The 22,640-nt window shown below is 60.6% G+C and carries 17 protein-coding genes, 1 tRNA gene and 1 pseudogene; 11 read left to right on the top strand and 8 right to left on the bottom strand.

What is annotated here, in order from left to right:
* Positions 1-17: 17 nt before the first annotated feature.
* From AC1ME2_RS00320 to AC1ME2_RS00295, 6 genes and pseudogenes are all read right to left on the bottom strand, one after another.
* Positions 18-1,313 (bottom strand): MFS transporter, encoded by a 1,296-nt coding sequence (locus tag AC1ME2_RS00320; protein WP_480442388.1) that lies wholly within the window; start codon positions 1,311-1,313, stop codon positions 18-20.
* A gap of 84 nt (positions 1,314-1,397) precedes the next feature.
* Entirely contained in the window at positions 1,398-2,363 is a 966-nt protein-coding gene (locus AC1ME2_RS00315) for a sugar kinase (protein ID WP_480438580.1), read from the bottom strand.
* Entirely contained in the window at positions 2,356-3,138 is a 783-nt protein-coding gene (locus tag AC1ME2_RS00310; RefSeq protein ID WP_480438578.1) for a sugar phosphate isomerase/epimerase family protein, read from the bottom strand. The genes AC1ME2_RS00315 and AC1ME2_RS00310 overlap by 8 nt, the downstream gene beginning before the upstream one ends.
* Before the next feature lie 86 nt (positions 3,139-3,224).
* Positions 3,225-4,226: a LacI family DNA-binding transcriptional regulator gene (locus tag AC1ME2_RS00305; RefSeq protein WP_480442386.1), complete on the bottom strand. Its 1,002-nt coding sequence runs from the start codon at positions 4,224-4,226 to the stop codon at positions 3,225-3,227.
* 181 nt (positions 4,227-4,407) lie between these two features.
* Positions 4,408-5,121, bottom strand: coding sequence for an ABC transporter ATP-binding protein (locus AC1ME2_RS00300; protein WP_480442384.1), 714 nt, complete (start codon positions 5,119-5,121; stop codon positions 4,408-4,410).
* Between the two features lie 3 nt (positions 5,122-5,124).
* A pseudogene (locus tag AC1ME2_RS00295) lies at positions 5,125-5,229 on the bottom strand (ABC transporter permease); the annotation flags it as partial.
* A 118-nt stretch (positions 5,230-5,347) separates the two neighbouring features.
* On the opposite strand from AC1ME2_RS00295, the gene lexA reads away from it, so the two are divergent.
* Genes lexA through AC1ME2_RS00275 form a run of 4 tightly spaced genes read left to right on the top strand, consistent with a single transcriptional unit; the run spans position 5,348 to position 11,109 of the window.
* Positions 5,348-5,977: a transcriptional repressor LexA gene (gene lexA / locus AC1ME2_RS00290; protein WP_480438577.1), complete on the top strand. Its 630-nt coding sequence runs from the start codon at positions 5,348-5,350 to the stop codon at positions 5,975-5,977.
* Positions 5,977-6,594, top strand: a complete 618-nt coding sequence (gene imuA, locus AC1ME2_RS00285; RefSeq protein WP_480438575.1) for a translesion DNA synthesis-associated protein ImuA — start codon at positions 5,977-5,979, stop codon at positions 6,592-6,594. Before lexA ends, imuA begins: the two co-directional genes overlap by 1 nt.
* Before the next feature lie 7 nt (positions 6,595-6,601).
* Positions 6,602-8,017, top strand: coding sequence for a Y-family DNA polymerase (locus AC1ME2_RS00280; protein ID WP_480438573.1), 1,416 nt, complete (start codon positions 6,602-6,604; stop codon positions 8,015-8,017).
* On the top strand, positions 8,005-11,109 hold the full coding sequence (locus AC1ME2_RS00275; protein ID WP_480438572.1) for an error-prone DNA polymerase: 3,105 nt from the start codon (positions 8,005-8,007) through the stop codon (positions 11,107-11,109). Before AC1ME2_RS00280 ends, AC1ME2_RS00275 begins: the two co-directional genes overlap by 13 nt.
* A gap of 29 nt (positions 11,110-11,138) precedes the next feature.
* Here AC1ME2_RS00275 and AC1ME2_RS00270 read toward each other — a convergent pair whose 3' ends face one another.
* Both AC1ME2_RS00270 and AC1ME2_RS00265 read right to left on the bottom strand, forming a co-directional pair.
* Complete coding sequence (locus AC1ME2_RS00270) at positions 11,139-12,365, bottom strand: serine hydrolase domain-containing protein (protein WP_480438570.1); 1,227 nt, start codon at positions 12,363-12,365, stop codon at positions 11,139-11,141.
* Positions 12,362-13,165, bottom strand: coding sequence for a DJ-1/PfpI family protein (locus AC1ME2_RS00265; protein ID WP_480438569.1), 804 nt, complete (start codon positions 13,163-13,165; stop codon positions 12,362-12,364). The genes AC1ME2_RS00270 and AC1ME2_RS00265 overlap by 4 nt, the downstream gene beginning before the upstream one ends.
* 231 nt (positions 13,166-13,396) lie before the next feature.
* Between AC1ME2_RS00265 and fdnG the strand changes: the two genes are divergently transcribed.
* The 7 genes from fdnG to AC1ME2_RS00230 all read left to right on the top strand — a co-directional run bounded on the left by fdnG (position 13,397) and on the right by AC1ME2_RS00230 (position 22,609).
* A complete protein-coding gene (gene fdnG, locus AC1ME2_RS00260; RefSeq protein WP_480438568.1) occupies positions 13,397-16,462 on the top strand; it encodes a formate dehydrogenase-N subunit alpha in 3,066 nt (1,021 codons plus the stop codon).
* Positions 16,463-17,413, top strand: a complete 951-nt coding sequence (gene fdxH, locus AC1ME2_RS00255) for a formate dehydrogenase subunit beta (protein ID WP_480438567.1) — start codon at positions 16,463-16,465, stop codon at positions 17,411-17,413. It begins immediately after the preceding gene.
* Positions 17,410-18,063, top strand: coding sequence for a formate dehydrogenase subunit gamma (locus AC1ME2_RS00250; RefSeq protein ID WP_480438566.1), 654 nt, complete (start codon positions 17,410-17,412; stop codon positions 18,061-18,063). The genes fdxH and AC1ME2_RS00250 overlap by 4 nt, the downstream gene beginning before the upstream one ends.
* Before the next feature lie 4 nt (positions 18,064-18,067).
* Positions 18,068-18,994, top strand: coding sequence for a formate dehydrogenase accessory protein FdhE (fdhE, locus tag AC1ME2_RS00245; protein WP_480438564.1), 927 nt, complete (start codon positions 18,068-18,070; stop codon positions 18,992-18,994).
* Positions 18,995-19,163: 169 nt separating this feature from the next.
* On the top strand, positions 19,164-20,591 hold the full coding sequence (gene selA, locus AC1ME2_RS00240) for an L-seryl-tRNA(Sec) selenium transferase (protein ID WP_480438563.1): 1,428 nt from the start codon (positions 19,164-19,166) through the stop codon (positions 20,589-20,591).
* A complete protein-coding gene (gene selB, locus AC1ME2_RS00235) occupies positions 20,588-22,507 on the top strand; it encodes a selenocysteine-specific translation elongation factor (protein WP_480438561.1) in 1,920 nt (639 codons plus the stop codon). The genes selA and selB overlap by 4 nt, the downstream gene beginning before the upstream one ends.
* A 6-nt stretch (positions 22,508-22,513) precedes the next feature.
* Positions 22,514-22,609: transfer RNA gene (locus AC1ME2_RS00230), tRNA-Sec, on the top strand.
* Positions 22,610-22,640: the final 31 nt, after the last annotated feature.

Raw genomic sequence — 22,640 nt, 5'->3', positions numbered from 1 at the left:
GTATTCACCCTGAGTGATCAATGGTGCACCGCGACTCGGCGCAGGCGACGTGGAGTACGCGCGGGAATTGAATCGTTGCGTGGATTGAGAAAGAGCGTCAGTACCACCGAAACCAACAGCGCACCGCTCATCAACAAGTAGGACGCGCCGGGATTGCCCGTGACGCCATTGAGGTAGCCGACCAGATACGACCCGGCAAAAGAACCCAGCGCACCCATGCTATTGATCAACGCCATCGCACCACCGGCAACGTTGGACGGCAGGATCTCCGGAACAATCGCAAAAAACGGCCCGTAAGGCGCATACATGCAGGCCCCGGCCAGCACCAGCAGGGAGTAAGACCACCAGAAATGCTCGCTGCCCAACGCATAGGAACCATAGAACGCCAGGGCGGCGACCAGCAGTGGCGGCCAGACAAAGCGCTTGCGGCGCTGGATTCGGTCAGACCCCCAGGACACTGCCAGCATGGCGATCACGGCGGCCAGATAGGGCAACGCAGACAACCAACCCGCCTCGACCATGTTCAGGTGGGCACCTTGTTTGAGGATCGACGGCAGCCACAGCACAAAGCCGTAGACACCAATGCTCCAGCAGAAGAACTGCAGCGCCAGGATGATCACCTTGGGTGAACGGAAGGCTTCGGCGTAGTTCTTCACCGGTTTGATCCCTACCTGCTCGGCATCCAGCGTCCTTTGCAGGTCGATTTTGTCTTCTTCGCTCATCCAGGTGGCCTGTGTCGGTTTTTCATCGGCCAGCCGCCACCAGATAAACGCCCAGATGATTGCGGGCAGGCCTTCGATGATGAACATCCAGCGCCAGCTAAAGTGCGACACCAGATAGCCTGACACCACGGACATCCAGAGCATGGTCACCGGGTTGCCGAGGATCAGGAAGGTATTGGCCCGGGAGCGTTCGGCACGGGTGAACCAATGGCACAGATAGACCAGCATCGCGGGCATAACCGCTGCTTCGACCACACCCAACATGAAGCGGATGCCGATCAGCATGTAGGCGTTGGAGACTATCCCGGTCAGCGTCGCCAACCCACCCCATAGGATCAGGCTGACGAAAATCAGTTTTTTGACACTGTTCTTCTGCGCATAGATCGCGCCCGGCACCTGAAAGAAGAAGTAACCGAGGAAAAACAGCGCGCCCAGCAATGAGGACAGGCCCGGTGTGATGTGCAAGTCCTCAGCCATCCCCGCGGCGGCGGCGAATCCATAATTGGCGCGGTCCAGGTAGGCCAGGCTGTAGGTGATAAAAACGATGGGCATGATGTACAGCCAGCGACGGTTGATGAGCCGCTTTGTCATGTCGAGTGCCTTTTCCATATCGATGCTCCTGATCTTGTTGTTTTTGTCGCAGCAGGTAACGGGTGTGTCATTCGGATGAAACAGTCAGGCGGGTTGTCGTCGTTGCTCATCGATGGGTAACGCTGCAAGCAGCTGCGCACGCAACGGCAAGCCCTCCATGTCACCTCGGCTTTGTACGGCGCGGCTGCCGATCCAGTTGCCGCGAGCCACCGCTTGGGCAAAGCCCTGGTTTTCCAACAGCGCACTGATCACGCCGACGGCAAAACCATCTCCGGCACCCACGGTATCGACCACGTGGGTGACCGGCACCCCCGCGATAAACCCTTGATCCAGATGGGTGCGGTAATACGCGCCCTTGGCACCGAGCTTGATCACCACCGCTTCAACACCTTGGTCCAGATAGAATGCGGCAATGTCGTCCGGGTCTTCGTAGCCGGTGAGCAACGCGCCTTCGGCCAGCCCCGGCATGACCCAGTGAGCAAGCACGGCAAGGCGGTTGATTTCACTGATCATCTGCGTCTGGTTTGACCATAGCGACGGACGCAAGTTGGGGTCGAACGACACGCTGCGCCCCGCCTCACGCATGGCCGTCATCAGGTGCCAGGACAGCTCCCGGGCATTGAGCGACAACGCCGCCGGAATACCTGTGGCGTGCAGATGACGAGCGCTTAGCAATTCAGGACTGACGTCGGCCACCGACAAGCGACTGGCCGCCGAACCGCGGCGAAAATACTCCACACGGGGGTCGCTGCCGTCGAGTTCGCGGGACTTGAGCTGAAAACCCGTGGGATACGCCGGATCGACGGCCACATGCCGGCAGTCCACGCCTTCGCGTTGCAGGCTGTCGATCACGAAGCGCCCCAGCGAGTCATCGCCGACTCGACTCAGCCACGCAACGTTGAAGCCAAGTCGCGCCAAGCCGATAGCGACATTGCTGTCGGCACCCGCGATGTGTTTTTCAAAGTGACTGACCTGCGCCAGCTCGCCAGGGTGTTCGGCGACGAACATCGCCATGGTTTCACCGAACGAAAGGATGTCGATCTTACGCATGGCTGAGCGCCTCCCGTGGCTGACCGAGGTGGGCGAGGGTGCTGATGTGTTGTTGACTGAGTGCCAGCAAATCATCACCTTGCAGCGGGTATTCAATGGCGCGCGGCACCCCTGGCATGATCTGGCGCAACAGCTGTTCCCACAGATGAAGGTCGCTCAGCCCTGGTGGCGTTGCAATCAGCTTGCCCTGGGCATTGCGTGCCACCGCCTTGCAGTGCACGTACTCGACATAACGGCCCAATTGCTTGGCCGCGCTGATCGCCGATTGCTCCTGCCATTGCCAATTGCCGATATCGAAGGTCATACCCACCGGCAAACCCAACGCCTGGACGCGGGCGAAGAAGCGGCTCAGCGGCTCAATCCGGCCACCCTGAACGGTCTGGTCATTCTCGATCAGCAAACGCACCGCATGCCGCGTCAGACAACTGGCAAGCGCGCTCATGTCACAGTTTTGGTTGAACTGGCCAAGGGATACTTTGAGCCACATCGCACCGCAGGCCGCAGCCCGCAGCAGCGTGGCCTCAAGTTTGGCGTTCGGTTGAGTCTGGCCTTCACTCCACAGCTCCAGCGGTGATGAGTACAAACACTCCAGGCCCTGTGACTCGATGGCCAGCGACAACGCCTCGTGGTTTTCTACGGTAAACAACTCTTCGCGCAACTCAATGCGCGAAGCGCCGGCACTGGCCAGCAACGGAATAAAGCTGGCCTGGCCACGCTCACGGACCAGGTCGGCACCGTAGCTGGAAAGGCTGATGGATACAGGGTAAAGGTTCATTATTATCATCCTCTGAAACCGGTTTCATTTTGATGCAAAAAGAGCAGCCATCACGGCTGTGGTGCCAGCCATTCAAGAGGAGGGTGTCAGGATCGGGGTCGGGTCGAACCACGCACGATCAGCTTCGCCGGAAAATCGAACAACCGTGGCGGCTCCTGGTCGCCGCGCAAGCGGTTGAGCAGGCATTCGAACGCGGTGACGCCGATGTCATGGGTGGGTTGGGCGAGTGAGGTAATACCGCTTCCCACCAAGGGATACCAGTCCAGCTCATCGAGCGCGATCAGACCTATATCATCGAACAACTGGCAGCCCAGTTCACGCAGCAAGCGTGTGCAGATCAGGGTCGCTATGCCATTCCCGGTGAACAACGCTTTGGGCCCAGGGCCGGGCGCGGCGAGAAAAGCCTGCAATTGTGAGCCAAGCAGATCGCTGGTTTCCAGAACCTGTCCTCGCAGATGCGTGCGCTCGGCGATCAGGCTATTGAACGCGGCTACACGTTCGAGACGAGAACTGGTGCCGTCCTGCTGTTCACTGACCAACAGGATGTCACGATAGCCGCGCTCATCAAGGTGATCGATGGCTTGCCGCACCGCGTCAGCATTGTTCAATCCGACCAGATCGCTGCGCAGCTGTTCGACCTTGCGATCGACCAGCACCATCGGTAGTTCTTGATGCAATTGGCGCAGTTCATCCAGATGATGGCCTAGCGTATTCACAATCAGGCCTTCGATGTTGTAGGAGCGCAGCGCTGCCAGGTGCACGCGTTCCTGCTCGTCGTCCCGATCAGTGTTGCACACCACCAGGCTGTAGCCATGCAGGCGGCAGGCGGTTTCGACGCCGTGCATGACCGCCACTGAATAGGGGTTACGGATATCAGCGACCAACATGCCGATCAGGCGGGTACGACCACGCTTGAGCCCGCGCGCCATTTGATTGGGGCGATAACCGAGGGTGTCGATGGCGTGTTCGATACGCAGTGCGATGGCGTCCGAAAGCAGTTGCCGATCTTCGCCAATGAAGCGCGATACGCTGGCCTTGGACACTCTAGCCAGTGTGGCAACATCATTCATCGTCACGCGGGGACGCATAGGAGTAGGGAAACTATTCACGACCTGGACCCTGATTATAGTTATAGGGGTTATCAGCAGGTGCTGAGGTGGAGACTCTGAAATCGGTTTCAGAAGACACCAAAACGTTGCATTCGTCAACCTCCGATGGCGTGAGCGGTGGAGATGAGTGTCGGTGCAGGTCGTAGCGAACGCTGAGCAGTTAGATCACGTGAGCCAAATGCAGCTCGGTTAATGCCTGGGCTTTCAGCAATGCCAAGGCGGGGTCGCGTCTGTCTCGGGGACGGTCAATATCGACACGCAGTTCCTGACGAATGCTACTCGGCCGATTGTCCATCACCGTGACTCGATCACTCAGATAAAGCGCCTCGTCGACATCGTGAGTAACCAGGAGCAAGGCAATGGCATGGTGTTCTGCCAACTGCAGCAGCAGGTCTTGCAGCTTCATGCGGGTGAAAGCATCCACCGCACTGAACGGCTCATCGAGTAACAACGTTTGTGGCCGGGAGTACAGGCCTCGGGCGATAGCGACCCGCTGCGCCATGCCGCCGGACAGCGCTTTGGGCAAGGCCTGAGCAAAGCCGCTGAGGCCAACTTCTTCAATTAATTGCGCGACCCAGGCTTTATCGTAATGTCGGTCGTCGCTGAAGCCGATATTTTGCTCGACGGTCAGCCAAGGCATCAGTCGCGGCTCCTGAAACACGAACGCTACGTCACCAGCCGTGCGCTGCAACGTGCCTTGAAAATCCTTTTCCAGCCCCGCAAAGATTCGCAGCAAGGTACTTTTCCCGCAGCCGCTTGGGCCAAGCAGGCTGACGACTTCCCGTGCATGCAGTTGCAGCCTTACGTTTTGCAACACGGTAGTGGCGGCGAACGTCTTGCGCTCGACGTAAATATCCAACGACAGTTCAGCCATCATTCACTCTTCCCGACCTTGACCGGTAAACGTGTCGCGCCAGACAAGGCAGCGTCTTTCCAGACCCGCCAGCACACCGTCGCTTAATTTTCCCAACACGGCCAATACGCGCTCCTACACAGGCCGTGTTTGCTGCGCGACAGCGCGGCGTCGAAGACGGGGCGGCACCTCCTATCAGTCAAGCCCGATAAGAGGCTCTGGTCAGGAAATCACGAAAGGAGTACAAATGTACTCCATGAGCACATTAAGCCCCCGACGTACCGCTATCCTGACCTTCATCCGCGACCGTATCGTGCAGCAGGGGCTGTCCCCAAGCCTGGCTGAAATCGCTGAGGCCTTTGGTTTTGCTTCGCGCAGTGTGGCGCGTAAACACATTCTGGCGTTGACCGAGGCCGGTCTGATCGAGGTGACACCGAATCAGGCGCGTGGCATTCGTCTGGTCACTCATTACCATGGCAGCCGCCAACGTCCCGAGATGCTGGAAATCCCCGTGCTGGGGCGCGTTGCGGCGGGTGCGCCGATTGGTCCGGATATCGGTCTGCACGACACCTTGGTACTGGACCGCGCAATTTTCTCCCGAGCGCCGGATTACCTGCTGCGAGTGCAGGGCGATTCAATGATCGAAGACGGCATTCTCGACGGTGATCTGGTGGGTGTACTGCGCAGCGCCGAGGCCAACGACGGGCAAATCGTCGTCGCGCGCCTGGACGGCGAGGTCACCATCAAGCGTCTGGAAACCCGGCCTGGCGAATTCCGTCTGTTGCCACGCAATCCGGCTTATGCGCCGATCATCGTTCATCCCGATCAGGACTTTGCCATCGAAGGTGTCTTCTGTGGTTTGGTCAGGCGCGGATGATGGGCGCGGTCGTCAGCCTGGACGCGCTGTTCAACGAGCGGCGCGTCTGGAAAGGTCGGCCAGCGGCCCAGCCCGTCAGCGCACAACCCACCGGGCATGCGGCACTGGATGCGGTACTTCCAACCGGGGGCTGGCCGGCGTCGGCATTGAGTGAAATCCTGATGGCTGCCGACGGCTGTGGTGAGTTGCAATTGCTCTGGCCGACCTTGGCGCGTTTGGCTGACAGGGGTGAACGCATCGTTCTGGTCGCACCCCCTTACATTCCTTACCCGCACGCCTGGCAGGCTGCGGGTATCGACCTGCGTTGGCTGTTGATGGTCGATGCCAATGCTCGCGATGCGTTGTGGGCGACCGAGCAGTGTTTGCGCTCAGGCAGTTGTGGCGCCGTGCTGTGCTGGCCAAAACACGTGGATGACCGCGCCTTGCGTCGTTTGCAAGTGGCCGCCGAAACCGGCCAGACCCTGGCCTTCGCCTGCCGACCCGCGCAAGCGGCGATCAATCCTTCACCTGCGGCGCTGCGTATCGCCATCGATATGCGCCCCCGCCAGTTGCGCGTGCTCAAGTGCCGGGGTGGTCTGGCACCGTCGGCACCGATCCCGTTTTCATCATGGTCGTGAGGTTCGTATGCTCTGGGCCTGTGTAGTTCTGCCGCAATTGGCGCTCGATGGCGTCATGCGCCGTCGCCCCGATTCCGATGAACCCTTGGCGTTGCTGACGGGCACGGCACAACGGCGTGTGCTGCAGACAGTCAACCCGGCGGCACGCGCCCTCGGTCTGCGTCCCGGTCAATCGCTCACGGCAGCACACGCGCTGGTGCGCCAGTTTGCGATGGTCGAATACGATCCGGCGGAAGTCGAACGCTGGCATCGTTTATTGGCGGCCTGGGCTTACCGATTCAGTTCCCAGGTGAGCTTGAAATACCCCCGGGTACTGATGATGGAAGTCGGGTCCAGCCTCAGCCTGTTCGGTCCCTGGCCCGTGTTCGAAACACGTTTGCGCGCAGAATTGACCGCCCTGGGGTTTAGTCATCGGATTGTGGTCGCGCCCAATCCTGCGGCGGCGCGAGTCTTGGCTAACGTGCACGACGGTCTCGCCGTGACGTGCCGCGAAACCTTGCGCGAGGTGCTGGAGCAAATGCCCATCGACCGTATCGGCCTGAGTCGCGAGGTGGCCACTGCCTTTGCGCGCATGGGCCTGCACACCTTGCACCCAGTGCTGGCGTTGCCGCGCAATACCTTGGCCAGGCGTTTTCCTGCGCAGGTGTTGCAGCATCTGGACGTCCTGCTCGGCGAGCGTGCCCTGGCGTTGGACTGTTACCAGCCGCCTGATTATTTTGATCTACGCATTGAGCTGAACTTCGATGTGGAGTCCCATCAAGCGTTACTGTTCCCGCTCAAGCGCTTGATCTCGGATCTGGCGGCGTTTCTCGCCGGGCGCGACAGTGGCGTTCAGCAGTTTGCTATTCATCTGGAACACATTGAGGGTAAGGACACACGGGTGCCGGTCGGGCTGCTCAGCGCCGAGCGCGATGCCGCCCTGTTGTTCGAATTGACCCGTGGCCGGCTGGAGCAGATTCAAGTGCCTTCACCCGTGCGAGCGGTGCGCTTGCTGGCCCGCGATCTGCCGCGTTTTGTCCCGGCACACCGTGAATTGTTCGACGAGCGCCCGCAGCAAGCGTTGCCTTGGGAGCAATTGCGTGAGCGCTTGCGGGCGCGTCTTGGCGACGAGGCCATCAATGGCGTGCGTGCTCATGCCGATTACCGCCCCGAATGTGCCTGGCAACCGGGCAGTGAGGCCAAGTCTGGCAACCCGCTGCAACTGTCTCCACGCCCCGGTTGGTTGTTGCGCGAGCCTGTCCCGCTGCATGAGTCTGGCGTACGTATCCTTGCGGGTCCCGAGCGCATCGAATCCGGCTGGTGGGACGGCGGCGATGTGCGGCGTGACTATTACCGCATCGAAACCCGTTCGGGTCAGCGGGGCTGGGCCTATCACACGGTTGGAGAGGACGGCAGCCTGCTGTTGCAGGGATGGTTTGCATGACGGCCAACGATGCCGGTTATGCCGAATTGCATTGCCTGTCCAACTTCAGCTTTCAACGTGGAGCGTCCAGCGCACGAGAACTGTTCGAACGCGCCAAACGTCATGGTTATCACACATTGGCGATCACTGACGAATGCACCCTGGCCGGTATAGTGCGCGCCTGGCAGGCGTCACGCGAGGTGGGGTTGCCCATGATCGTCGGCAGTGAAATGAGGATTGAAGACGGTCCGAAGATCGTACTGCTGGCAGAAAATCTCAGCGGCTATCAGGCGTTGTGCCGCCTGATTACCCTGGGGCGACGCCGAGCGAAGAAAGGCGAATACCGCCTGCTCCGTGAGGACTTTTGCGAACCGTTGGCTGGATTGCTGGCGCTGTGGCTGCCAGAACCCTTGAGCGAGGCAATCACCCATCAGGAACAAGGTCGATGGTTACGCAACCTGTTCCCGGAGCGTTTGTGGCTTGCCGTCGAATTGCACCGTGGACCCGATGACGGCCAACGCTTGAGAAGTTTTCAGGCGCTGGCACACTCATTGAGCATCCCGCTCGTGGCCAGTGGCGATGTGCACATGCATGCCCGTGGCCGGCGCGCACTGCAAGACACCATGACTGCGATCCGCCATCACACCACGGTGGCGGAGGCCGGGCATCGGTTGTTCGCCAATGGCGAGCGCCATCTGCGGCCAGTAGCGATGCTGGCCGAGCTTTATCCGCCAGCGCTGTTGGCCGAATCCGTGCGTATTGCCCAGCGCTGTACCTTTGATCTGGGCCAGCTGCGTTATGAATATCCCCATGAACTGGTGCCCAAAGGGCAGACCGCGACCCGTTGGTTACGTCAGATGACTGAACAGGGTGTATGCAAACGCTGGCCCAAAGGCGCGCCCGACAAGGCACGAGAACTGATCGAACGCGAGCTGGGCCTGATCGCGGAGCTGGGTTACGAAAGTTACTTCCTGACGGTTCACGACATTGTCCAGTTCGCCTGCAGCCGCGATATCCTTTGCCAGGGCCGGGGTTCGGCGGCCAACTCGGCGGTGTGTTACGCCTTGGGTATCACTGAGCTCGACCCCGCGCGCATGAACATGCTGTTCGAACGTTTTATTTCCAGGGAGCGCAACGAACCGCCGGATATCGACGTGGATTTCGAGCATGAACGCCGCGAAGAGGTATTGCAGTACGTGTTCCAGCGTTATGGCCGGGGCAGGGCAGCGATCACTGCCGTGGCCAGCACCTATCACGGTGCTGGCGCGGTACGGGATGTGGCCAAGGTACTGGGTTTGCCAGCGGATCAAATCAACGCGCTGGCCGATTGCTTCGGCAGTTGGAGCGATAAACTGCCGCCGCCCGAGCGTCTGCGTGAATGCGGCTTTGAGCCGGACAGCCCGGTACTGCGTCGGGTCTTGACCCTGACCGGCGAACTGATCGGCTTTCCCCGGCACCTGTCGCAACATCCGGGGGGCTTCGTCATCTCCGAACAGCCGCTGGACACCTTGGTCCCGGTAGAAAACGCCGCGATGGCTGATCGCACCATCATCCAGTGGGATAAGGACGATCTGGACATGGTCGGGCTGCTTAAAGTCGACATCCTCGCGCTGGGTATGCTCAGCGCATTGCGCAGGACATTCGATTTGGTGCGCCGTTACCGGGGATACGACTTGACCCTGGCCACGGTGCCTTCCGAGGACAAGCCCACCTATGAAATGATCAGCCGCGCCGACACCGTGGGGGTGTTCCAGATCGAATCCCGGGCGCAGATGGCGATGCTGCCGCGCCTGAAACCCACGAACTTCTACGATCTGGTGATTGAAGTCGCCATCGTCCGCCCCGGCCCGATTCAAGGCGACATGGTTCATCCCTACCTGCGCCGACGTAACAAAGAGGAGCCGGTGACGTATCCCTCCGCAGCCCTGGAGGCGGTCTTCGAACGCACGTTGGGCGTGCCTTTGTTTCAGGAGCAAGTCATGCAACTGGCCGTCGTGGCCGCCGATTACACACCGGGGGAAGCCGATCAACTGCGCCGATCCATGGCAGCCTGGAAACGCCACGGCGGTCTGGAGGCTCATCAAGAGCGTTTGACCCAAGGCATGCTCAAGAACGGTTATACCCTTGAGTTCGCCAACCATATCTTCGAACAGATCAAGGGCTTCGGCAGTTACGGTTTTCCCGAATCCCACGCCGCCAGCTTCGCGCTGTTGACCTACGCCAGTTGCTGGCTCAAATGCCACGAACCAGCGGCCTTTACCTGTGCCCTGATCAATAGCTGGCCGATGGGTTTTTACAGCCCCGATCAACTCCTGCAAGATGCGCGTCGTCATCAGATCGAAAACCGTCCGGTGGATGTGCGGTATAGCGAGTGGGACTGCTCGTTGGAGCCCTGCGCCACCGACCTGGCCATTCGTCTTGGCCTGCGCATGGTTCGTGGCTTTCGCGAAGACGATGCGCTGCGGATCGAAAAGGCCAGGGCGCAGCGGGCGTTCGTCGATGCCAGCGACCTCAGCCAGCGTGCGCAACTGGATAACCGGGCGCTGACTTTACTGGCCGATGCCGGTGCCTTGCGCGGCCTGCTCGGGCATCGGCATCGCGCACGCTGGGAAGTCGCGGGAGTCGAAGCGCAACGGCCGTTGTTTGCGGATCAGTCCGCGACCGAAGAACCCCAAGTGGCATTGCCGCTGCCGACAGTGGGCGAAGACCTGTACGCCGATTACGCCACCGTCGGCACGACGCTGGGGCCGCATCCACTGGCGCTGTTGCGCCATCAACTCAACACCCGACGCTGCCGCAGTTCAAAGGAACTGATCGGTATCGAACACGGCTGCAGCATCAGCGCAGCCGGCCTGGTCATCGGCCGGCAACGTCCGCAAACCGCCAGCGGCGTGACCTTCGTGACGCTGGAAGATGAACACGGGATGATCAACGTGGTGGTCTGGCGTGACCTTGCCGAGCGCCAACGCCGGGTGCTGGTGGAATCGCAACTGCTGCAGGTCTATGGACGTCTGGAGTCCGAAGGCGGAGTACGCCATTTGATCGCTCGACGCCTGCAAGACCTGACACCGCTGCTGACCGGGCTGGATGTGCGCAGTCGTGACTTTCGTTAAGCCGCGAGATTTCAGAGGGGATTTCGGCGCTACGCCGCAGACTCCATCAATGCCGAATAGACCAGTGTCCTCAGTTCGCGTCGGATCGGGTAGGCATTCGAGGGGATAAGCTGGGTCATGAACACCACGGCCAGGTCTTCGACCGGATCGATCCAAAAAACAGTCGACGCCATGCCGCCCCAGGTGTACTCGCCCTGAGAGCCAATGTTCATGGTACGCGCCTGATTGATTGTCATCGCGAAACCCAGCCCAAAACCCAGCCCGCTGGTCAAGGTTTCGCTGAACGGCGAATTGGACATTTCGACCAACTCCTTGCCGCCTGGCAGGTGGTTCATGGTCATCAGCTTGAGCGTCTTGGGACTGACGATTCGCGCACCCTCCAATTCACCGCCATTGAGCAACATCCGGCAAAAACGCATGTAATCGTCGGCAGTCGATACCAGGCCACCACCCCCTGACTTCACCAAAGGATCAACTAGAAAGCTACTGGTCGCTGGATCATCCTGAAGCACCACCTCTCCAGCCTGATTCAGGGCATAGCAGGCGGTGAAGCGACTGCGCTCGCTTTCCGGCACGAAGAAGCCGGTAGCCATCATGTTCAGCGGCTCGAAGATTCGGGTCCTCAGAAACGCGTCGAACGGTTGGCCCGAAATGACCTGCACCAGATAACCCAGAACATCTGTCGAGACGGAGTAATTCCAGGCTTCGCCGGGGTCAAACTCCAGCGGTACCGTCGCCAGCGTAGCGACGACTTCGTCGAGGCTTCCAAGGCTGTTGACCCCGTCCAGCTTCAATTCGCGGTAAGCAGCATCGACGTTACTTCGTTGTTGAAAGCCATAGGTCAGACCCGAGGTATGACGCAGCAAGTCGATTATCCGCATGGGCTTGGCCGGGCGTCGGGTCTGGAACGCGCCTGTCACTCCGGCCCTGAAGACACCCATGTCAGCCCACGCAGGGATGTAGCGGTCCACCGGATCATCCAGAGCAACCTTTCCCTCTTCTACCAACATCATGAAAGCGATCGACGTGATCGGCTTGGTCATCGAATAAATGCGGAACAGGCTGTCTGCCTGGAGGGGGAGGTTACGTTCAAGGTCGGCAGAGCCCAGCACCGAACTGTGCGCCAACTGACCGCGCCGCCACACCTGCGTCAAGGCACAGGGCAATTTCCCGGTCGCGATGTATTTCTCTTGAATGAAAGCATCAATGCGCCTCAAACGCTCCGATGAAAATCCGACGGCTTCTGGCGTGTTCAACGATCCATACTCCTTAATATCGGTTCAGAAACTATCGGTTCAGAAACGGGGGCTCGCGCTTGCATCAAGGTCTGCACCCACTCATCTGCAAAACGGTAACAGTCACCGGGCCAACGTGCGGTCAACAGATTGCCGTCGCGAACGACAAAGCCACGTTGCGGATTCGCTGCCGAGTCGCGCAAAGGTAGTAGCGGTCCCGGCAAAAAGTCGTCAGGCCTGGCCAGCGCGCCTTTGATTTCTGCTTCAACCGTCTGCGGGTAAGTACGGTAGTAACGACCCAGCCAGGGCGCGGTAATCGACCACGCCATCAGCTCCATATTTTTCACCAAGGCAGTGACCTTGCGCCCGTGCAATACCGAACGACCACTGTCAGGGTCAAGGGTACGGGCGAGCAGCAACGGACCGTGGCAAACAGCCGCGATCGGCTTGTTTGCTTTGAAAAAGTGCAGAACGATGCGTTTCGCGTGCTCTGACTCCAACAAACTGCGCATACCGACAGCATGGCCGCCGGGAACCATCAGCCCCTCGAACTGGCTTGGGTCCACATCGGCGTAGGCCATTGGGTTGAGGAACGCACTATCCGAGATCATGGCGTGGTAATGCTTGAGGTCAGTCTTGCGCGTCATCAAGAAGGCGTTTAGTGGGCCAAAACCAATGTCGACCAAGCGCGGGTCCGCATAGCTCGGCAAACCTTGCGGGGTGGCGAAGCGTACGTCGATGCCCGCGTTGCGCAGTGCTTGCCAAGGTACGCTGGATTCGGTGGGGTCGTAATCAGATTGAGGCAGCAGGAAGAGCATCATGCAGACTTCCTCGGGTTGATGCCGTGATGGCGAGTCCGGGTGATTTTAGCGGCTTACCGTACGGGTAGAGCAAGGGATGCGTCAATGCCACCGACGATCCGGTTTAATCATGGTTTTTTACAATATTGACTAAAGTATCTAGTGTCGGCGGTCGTTCCGTCGGCGCAACCGTGATCGCCCAAGACACCTCGGCCACGTCCAGGGTGTCCTCCACCTGATCAGGAGTACACGATGGATCTCAACCGTCGTCAGTTCTTCAAGGTCGCCGCCATAGGACTTGGCGGCTCAAGTCTGGCCGCACTGGGCATGGCCCCGGAGCCAGCCTTCGCCGAGCAAGTGCGACACTTCAAACTGGCCCACACCCATGAAACCCGCAACACCTGTCCCTACTGTTCGGTGGGCTGCGGCGTGATCATGTACAGCCTGGGCGATGCGGCCAAGAACGTCGCGCAAAGCATCATCCACATCGAAGGCGACGCCGACCACCCTGTCAATCGCGGCACCCTGTGCCCTAAAGGCGCGGGCCTGCTGGACTTCATCCACAGCCCCAGCCGCCTGCAATACCCGCAGGTGCGCAAGGCGGGCAGCGATGAGTGGACCCGGGTGTCCTGGGACGAAGCGCTCGACCGCGTCGCCGACCTGATGAAGGCCGACCGCGACGCCAATTTCATCGAGAAGAACGCTCAGGGCCAGACGGTCAATCGCTGGCTGTCAGTGGGTTTTCTTGCTGCCTCTGCGGCCTCCAACGAGGCCGGTTACCTGACCCATAAAGTCATTCGCAGCCTTGGCATGCTGGGGTTCGATAACCAGGCGCGTGTCTGACACGGTCCGACGGTGGCAAGTCTTGCCCCGACGTACGGCCGTGGAGCCATGACCAATACCTGGACCGATATCGCCAACGCGAACCTGATCCTGGTCATGGGCGGCAATGCTGCCGAAGCGCACCCGTGTGGCTTCAAATGGGTGACCGAAGCCAAAGCGCACAATCAGGCGCGGCTGATCGTGGTCGATCCACGGTTTACCCGTACCGCCTCCGTGGCCGACTATTACGCGCCAATCCGTACCGGCACTGACATAGCATTCATGGGTGGTCTGATCAACTACTTGCTCGCTGAAGACAAGATTCAGCATGAGTACGTGCGTGCGTATACCGACGTGTCGTTCATTGTGAAAGCGGGCTTCGGCTTCGAAGACGGATTGTTCACTGGCTACGACGCGGCCAAACGCACCTACACCGATAAATCCAGTTGGGGTTACGAACTCGGTGAGGACGGCTTTGCCAAAGTCGATCCGACCCTGCAAGACCCGCGCTGCGTCTATCAATTGATGAAGCACCACTACAGCCGCTACACCCCGGAACTGGTCAGCCAGATCTGTGGGATGCCGCAAGACGCCATGGCCAAGATATGGACCGAGATCGCCACCTGCTCGCAACCCGGCAAGACCATGACGATTCTCTATGCCCTGGGCTGGACACAGCATTCGGTTGGCTCGCAGATGATCCGCAGCGCGGCCATGGTGCAACTGTTGCTGGGCAACGTCGGTATGCCCGGCGGCGGGGTCAATGCCTTGCGTGGGCACTCCAACATCCAGGGCCTGACGGATTTGGGGCTGTTGTCGAACTCGCTGCCGGGTTACCTGACACTGCCGAGCGATGGCGAACAGGACTACGACACCTATATAGCCAAGCGTGCGCTGAAGCCGCTGCGTCCAGGGCAGTTGTCCTATTGGCAGAACTACGGCAAGTTCCACGTCAGTCTGATGAAGTCCTGGTATGGGGCCAACGCCACGGCAGAAAACCACTGGGGCTACGACTGGCTGCCTAAACTCGACATTCCCGGCTACGACATCCTGAAAATGTTCGACATGATGGGCCAGGGCAAGGTCAACGGCTACGTGTGCCAAGGTTTCAACCCCATCGCGGCGCTGCCCGACAAAAACCGGGTAAGCGCAGCGTTGGCCAAGCTCAAATGGCTGGTGGTAATGGACCCGCTGGCGACCGAAACCTCAGAGTTCTGGCGCAATGTCGGGCCCTACAATGACGTCAATACCGTCAGCATCCAGACCGAAGTCATTCGGTTGCCCACCACCTGTTTCGCCGAAGAAGACGGCTCATTGACCAACAGCAGCCGCTGGCTGCAATGGCACTGGAAAGGCGCCGATGGCCCGGGCCAAGCCCGTACCGACGTGAAAATCATGAGCGAGCTGTTCCTGCGTCTGCGCCAGCGCTATCAGGCCAACGGCGGTGCATTTCCCGACCCGATCCTCAAACTGAGCTGGCCTTACAAGATTACCGACGAGCCATCACCGGAGGAGCTGGCCAAGGAAATCAACGGCGCAGCCACCACCGACTTCGCCGATGCCAGCGGCTCGGCAATCAAGAGCGGCCAGCAACTGGCTGGCTTCGCCCAGCTCAAAGACGACGGCAGCACCGCGTCGGGCTGCTGGATTTTCTGCGGTAGCTGGACCGAGCAGGGCAACCAGATGGCCCGCCGCGACAACAGTGACCCTTATGGCATGAAGCAGCATCAAGGCTGGGCGTGGGCCTGGCCGATGAACCGACGCATTCTCTACAACCGCGCCTCGTCCGACCCGCAGGGCAAGCCTTGGGCCGAGAACAAACGCCTCGTGTGGTGGAACGGCAAGGCCTGGGTGGGTACTGACGTTCCCGATTACAAAGCCGATGTGCCGCCGGAAGCGGGCATGAACCCCTTTATCATGAACCCCGAAGGGGTGGCGCGTTTTTTTGCCGTCGACAAAATGGCTGAAGGGCCGTTCCCGGAGCATTACGAGCCGTTCGAGACGCCTATCGGCATCAACCCGCTGCACCCCACTAACAAAAAGGCAACCAGCAATCCGGCCGCTCGTATTTTCGATTCGGTCTGGGACTCGCTCGGGACGGCCAAGGACTTCCCCTATGCCGCCACCAGTTACCGGCTGACCGAGCACTTTCACTTCTGGACCAAGCATTGCCGGCTCAACGCTATTGCCCAGCCTGAGCAATTTGTCGAAATTGGCGAAGTCCTGGCCAAGGAAAAGGGCATCGTCGCAGGCGACCGGGTGCGGGTCAGTTCCAAGCGCGGGCATATCGAGGCCGTGGCAGTCGTGACCAAGCGGATCCGTCCGCTGCAGGTCAATAACCAGACCGTGCACCATGTCGGCATCCCGCTGCACTGGGGGTTTACCGGGCTCACCCGGCATGGCTACTTGACCAACACCCTCGTTCCGTTCCTCGGTGACGGCAATTCCCAGACCCCGGAATCCAAGTCATTCCTGGTCAACGTGGAGAAAATCTAGATGGCCAGCCAAGACATTATTGCCCGTTCGGCCACCACCACCGTACCGCCCTCGGTACGCCAGCAAGAGGAAGTGGCCAAGCTGATCGACACCACCAAGTGCATCGGTTGCAAGGCGTGTCAGGTCGCCTGTTCGGAATGGAACGAATTGCGCGACGAGGTCGGCCACAATCACGGTACTTACGAAAACCCCCAAGACCTCAGCGCCGAAACCTGGACGTTGATGCGCTTCACTGAGCATGAAAACACTGCGGGTAATCTGGAGTGGCTGATCCGCAAGGACGGCTGCATGCATTGCGCCGACCCTGGCTGCCTGAAGGCCTGCCCGAGCCCGGGGGCAATCGTCAAACTCGCCAACGGCATCGTCGACTTCAACCAGGACCATTGCATCGGCTGCGGCTATTGCATCACCGGCTGCCCCTTCGATGTTCCACGCATCTCGCAGAAGGACCATAAGGCCTATAAATGCACGCTATGTTCGGACCGGGTAGCCGTGGGACTCGAACCCGCCTGCGTCAAGACCTGCCCGACTGGCGCGATTGTATTCGGCAGCAAAGAGGACATGAAAGAACATGCCGCCGAACGTATCGTGGACCTCAAGTCTCGGGGCTTCGAGCATGCTGGGCTGTACGATCCTTCCGGGGTCGGTGGTACTCACGTCATGTACGTACTGCACCACGCCGACGACCCTTCGCTCTACGCGGGCTTGCCTAAGGATCCTGTAATCAGTCCATTCGTGGACCTCTGGAAAGGCGTGAGCAAACCCCTGGCGTTGCTGGCGATGGGTGCGGCGGTGCTGGCTGGATTCTTCCATTACGTGCGCATCGGCCCGCAGCGGGTCGAGGAAGACGAACACTTGACAGGCAAGGACCCCAGCGTGCACGAGGTGGACCCGGCGGTGCACACCTACGATCCGCATAACCCAGACTCTCGCGGGGAGGACAGACCATGAACCACAAACCAATCCTGCGCTACACCACCAATCAACGCACCAACCATTGGCTGGTGGCGATTATGTTCTTCATGGCCAGCCTGTCGGGGCTGGCACTGTTCCATCCGGCGCTGTTCTGGCTCAGTAACCTGTTCGGCGGCGGGCCCTGGACCCGAATCCTGCACCCGTTCATGGGCGTCCTGATGTTCCTGCTGTTTATGGGACTGGTGATCCGTTTCTGGCGCGCCAATTTCTTTGTCGCCAACGACCGGCTGTGGCTCAAGCGGGTGGGTCGGGTGATCCGAAATGAGGAGGAGGGTGTACCGCCAATCGGTAAGTACAACCCCGGGCAGAAGTTGCTGTTTTGGACCTTGTTGGTCTGCATGCTGGCGCTGTTGCTCAGCGGTGTGGTGATCTGGCGCGTATATTTCAGCGCTTACTTTGGTATCACGGTCATTCGGATGGCCATGCTGCTGCACGCACTGGCGGGCTTTGTGCTGGTGTTAAGCATCATCGTGCACATCTACGCCGGCATCTGGATCAAGGGCTCGGTGAACGCCATGCTGCATGGCTGGGTCAGCCGCGCCTGGGCGAAGAAACACCATGAGCTCTGGTACCGCGAGGTGACTCGCGATGAGACGCCCGACAGTCGCGTCACGAAAAAAGGATGAATCCTTGAGCACGATACTCGAGCCCGGACAGATCGAAGCGTCAGCCAGCGCGCCGCCGTTTCTGTACCTGCCACCGCACAATTTGTTCACCTTGCGTGCCGAACGTTTGGAGCAGTTGGCCAGTGGGCACCCGCTGGCCGACTATCTGACACTGATCGCCACGCTTTGCCGCGTCCAACAGAGCGTGTTGGACCAACCGCCGTCGACGAAAGCCCCAGACCCCGAACGCCTGCTTGTATGCCAGGAACATGGCTTGCCGCCGCTGGCCGCCGACAGCCTGGTGCGCGAGGACGGCTGGCAGCCGTATCTGGATGCCTTGCTGATGCGTTACCAGGCACCGCCCCAGCCGCCGGTGCAAAAAGCCATTGCGACCTTGCACAACGCCAGTGCCGGGCAGCGCAAGGCGTGGGCCATCGCGTTGCTCAGCGGCCAGTTTGAGGGAGTGCCCGCAGCACTGGTACCGTTTCTCGGCGCCGCCTTGCAGGCCGCCTGGAGTCACTGGTTGTTGAACATGCCACCCTTGAACCTGAAACCTTGCGACAGTCTCGGCCAATGCCCGGCCTGCGGTTCGCCAGCCATGGCCGGGGTGATTCGCCACCGTGGCAAGTACAACGGGTTGCGCTACCTGGTGTGTTCGTTGTGTGCCTGCGAATGGCATGTGGTGCGGGTCAAATGCATCTACTGCGAACAGAGCAAGGGTCTGAAATACGTCAGCTTCGAAGATGACCGCCACGCAGCCAACCAGGCGCCACTGCGGGCTGAGATCTGCCCCGGCTGCAACAGCTACCTGAAACTGCTCTACCTGGAAAATGATGCCGACGCCGAAGCGCTCTCGGCGGACTTGATCAGTCTAATGCTGGACATGCGCCTGGACGTGGAAGGCTACCAACGCCCAGCACCGAACCTGATGATCGCGACTGGGGGAGGTTGAGCACAGCGGCTACACTCAGATGACCTGTGTGCACGGCCCCCTGTAGGAGCTGCCGAAGGCTGCGATCAATCGTCAGTTCAGTGCTGCTCTTCAGACTTATCGCAGCCTTCGGCAGCTCCCACAAAGACCCTATGGAGTCAGCAATCCCATGTCGTTCCCGGAGCCCTGAATGCCCAATCCTGCCTCCAGCGTCTCGCGCCTGCCCTCCATCGACAGCCTGCTGCGCAGTCCCGCCTGCCAGCCACTGGCAGAACGGTATGGCCGCGACGCATTGCTCGCCACCCTGCGGCAATTGCTTGATGACCTGCGTGAACCGGTACAACGGGGCCAACTTGACGCCATAGAACTCACGGCGCAGGTATTGGCGGGCAGGGCAGGCGAGCGCCTGGCAAGCCAGCACGCCAGTCGGGTGCGACGGGTGTTCAATCTCACCGGCACCGTGCTGCACACCAACCTCGGTCGGGCGCTGTTGCCGGAGGAAGCCATCAAGGCCGTGCACCAGGCTGCCCGCTATCCGCTCAACCTGGAATTTGACCTGCAAACGGGTAAGCGCGGCGACCGCGACGACTTGATCGAAGGGTTGATTCGCGAGCTGACCGGCGCGGAGGCGGTGACGGTGGTCAACAACAACGCCGCTGCCGTGTTGCTGGCGCTCAACAGTCTAGGCGCACGTAAAGAAGGCATTATCTCCCGTGGCGAACTGATCGAAATCGGCGGCGCATTTCGCATTCCCGACATCATGGCCCGGGCCGGGGTCAGGCTGCATGAAGTGGGCACCACCAACCGCACCCATGCCCGTGACTACGAAGCCGCCATCGGCCCTCGTAGCGGCCTGTTGATGCGCGTGCACACCAGCAATTACAGCATTCAGGGGTTCATCGCTCAGGTGCCGACCGCCGAACTCGCGCAACTCGCCCATCGCCACGGCTTGCCATTGCTCGAAGACCTGGGCAGCGGCAGTCTGTTGGACTTGACCCGCTGGGGCCTGCCCGCAGAACCCACCGTGCGCCAGGCGCTGATCGACGGCGCCGACATAGTGACCTTCAGCGGTGACAAGTTGCTGGGTGGTCCCCAGGCTGGGTTGATCGTGGGCCGCAAGGACTTGATCGCACGGATCAAGAAAAATCCGCTCAAGCGTGCGTTGCGTGTGGACAAACTAACCCTGGCCGCCCTCGAAGCGGTACTGGGTCTGTACCGCAACCCCGACCGACTGGCCGAACGGCTGCCCACCTTGCGCCTGCTCACCCGTCCACAAGCCGATATCCTCGCCCAGGCCGAACGCCTGCGCCCTTTATTGGCCCAGGTATTGGGCGACGGTTGGGCCGTGGCTGCGTTGCCCGCGTTGAGCATGATCGGCAGCGGCAGCCAACCGGTGGCCCGATTGCCCAGCGCCGCGTTGTGTCTGAGTCCGCACGCGCCCAAACGGCTGCGCGGGCGGCGGCTGCAGGGTCTGGAGGCGGCATTGCGGGCCTTGCCCATTCCGGTGCTCGGGCGCATCGATGACGACGCCCTATGGTTGGACCTGCGCCAACTGGACGACGAGACGGCTTGGTTGGCCCAGCTTGACTCACTGCAAGGGGAGGGCCGGGCAGGGTGATCGTCGGCACTGCTGGGCACATCGACCATGGCAAAACCGCCTTGCTCAAGGCCCTGACCGGCCAGTCCGGTGACCGCCGCCGGGAAGAGCGCGAGCGTGGCATCACCATCGACCTGGGTTTCCTTTACGCGGCGCTGGAGTCTGGGGCGGCGCTTACCGGTTTTATCGACGTGCCCGGTCATGAACGCTTCATCCACAACATGCTCGCGGGTGTCCAGGGCATTGATCTGGTGCTGCTGGTGGTGGCTGCGGATGACGGGGTGATGCCTCAGACCCGCGAGCATTTGGCGATCATCGAGCTGCTGGGCATCCCTCGGGCGCTGGTGGCGATCAGCAAGTGTGACCGCGTCGATGCGGCCCAGGTGCAGGCGGTACAGGCCCAAGTCGAAACGTTGTTGGCATTAGGTCCCTATGCCGGTGCGCCGCAGATCCCGTTGTCGAGTCTGACTGGGGAGGGAATCGAGACCCTGCGTCAGGCGTTGCTGAAGGCACAGCGTGACGTTCAGCAGCGCAGTGCCGATGGCGGTTTTCGCCTGGCGATTGATCGCGCGTTTAGTGTTGCCGGGGCCGGTATCGTCGTGACGGGTACTGCCTTGGCCGGACAGGTGACAGTGGGCGACACACTGCTGTTGGGCCCAGCCGGCAAGCCCGTGCGGGTGCGCGGTCTGCATGTGCAGAACCAGGCTGCCGTCGAGGCCTGTGCCGGGCAGCGGGTGGCGTTGAACCTGAGCGCCGAGCGCCTGGCGCTGGAGCAGATCCATCGTGGTGCCTGGCTATTGGCCGAGTGGCTGTATGCGCCGACCCAACGCCTGGACATCGAGATGCAACTGCTTGCCAGCGAGGCACCCGCCTTCACCCATTTCAGCCCGGTGCATATACACCTGGGCACTCAAGATGTCACGGCCCGGATCGCATTGCTGGAAGGAGAAAGCCTGGCGCCGGGTCATCGAATGTTCGCGCAATTGTTGGTGAATGCGCCCGTGCAGGCAGTGCAGGGTGATCGCCTGGTTCTGCGCGACCAGAGCGCCCAGCGTACCCTTGGCGGGGGGCGGGTGCTCGACCCATTTGCACCGGCGCGCCAACGTCGCAGTCCGGCTCGGCTGACACAGCTGCAAGCCTTGGCCGACACCGACAGCCTGGAACAGGTTTTGCCGACGCTGCTTGCCAACAGCGACGCCGGGCTCGATCCACAACGCCTGGAGCGCCAGTTCAATCGCCTGCGCGCCACATGGCAATTGCCGGCCGATGTCCTCGTGATTGCCACGCGTCAAGGCTCGCGGTTGTTCAGCGCTTCCCGTTGGCAGGCTTTGAAAAGTCTGTTGCTGGAACAGCTGACTCGCTTTCACCAACTCGAACCGGACCAGTTGGGACCAGACCGGGATCGCTTGCGCCGGTTCGCAGCCATGCCCCTGGACCGACCGACCTTCATCAGCCTGCTCGACGAATTGCTGGCCAACGGTACCGTTGCAGCCAGTGGACCCTGGCTGCATTTGCCCGAACATCAGGTGCGCCTGAGTGAAGACGACGCGACCTTGTGGCAGCAGTTGCAGCCACTGTTCGAACAGGCGAATTTCGATCCGCCTTGGGTGCGCGATCTGGCCAACGCGACTCATCATGACGAAGCCGCCGTGCGCTTGCTCCTGCGCAAACTGGCGCGGCTGGGGCAGGTCCATCAAGTGGTACGCGACCTGTTCTACACCGACGCCACGGTGCGCCAGTTGGCAACTATGCTGTTGCTACTGGCCGCAGATAATCCAGTCATCCCGGCAGCCGCGTTTCGCGATGCAGTGGGCATCGGCCGCAAGCGCAGTATCCAGATCCTTGAGTTTTTCGACCGTATTGGCTTGACCCGCCGGCTCGGCGACCAGCGACGAATCCGCCCGGACAATGCACTGGCGCAGAGTCCCGGAGACTGATTTCAAGGAAGGCAATCGCGCCCGGTGGCGCGGCCGGGCTTCAAACCCGGTTGGGGGCGGCATCCGTTCCCGGGCAGGTTCGACTCCGGCTGCCTTCCGCCATTTGTGCTCAGCTGTGCTGCCCGGTTCCTGC

The organism is Pseudomonas sp. ASL9 (assembly GCF_056680335.1).
This window is presented reverse-complemented; position numbering and strand designations above follow the sequence as displayed.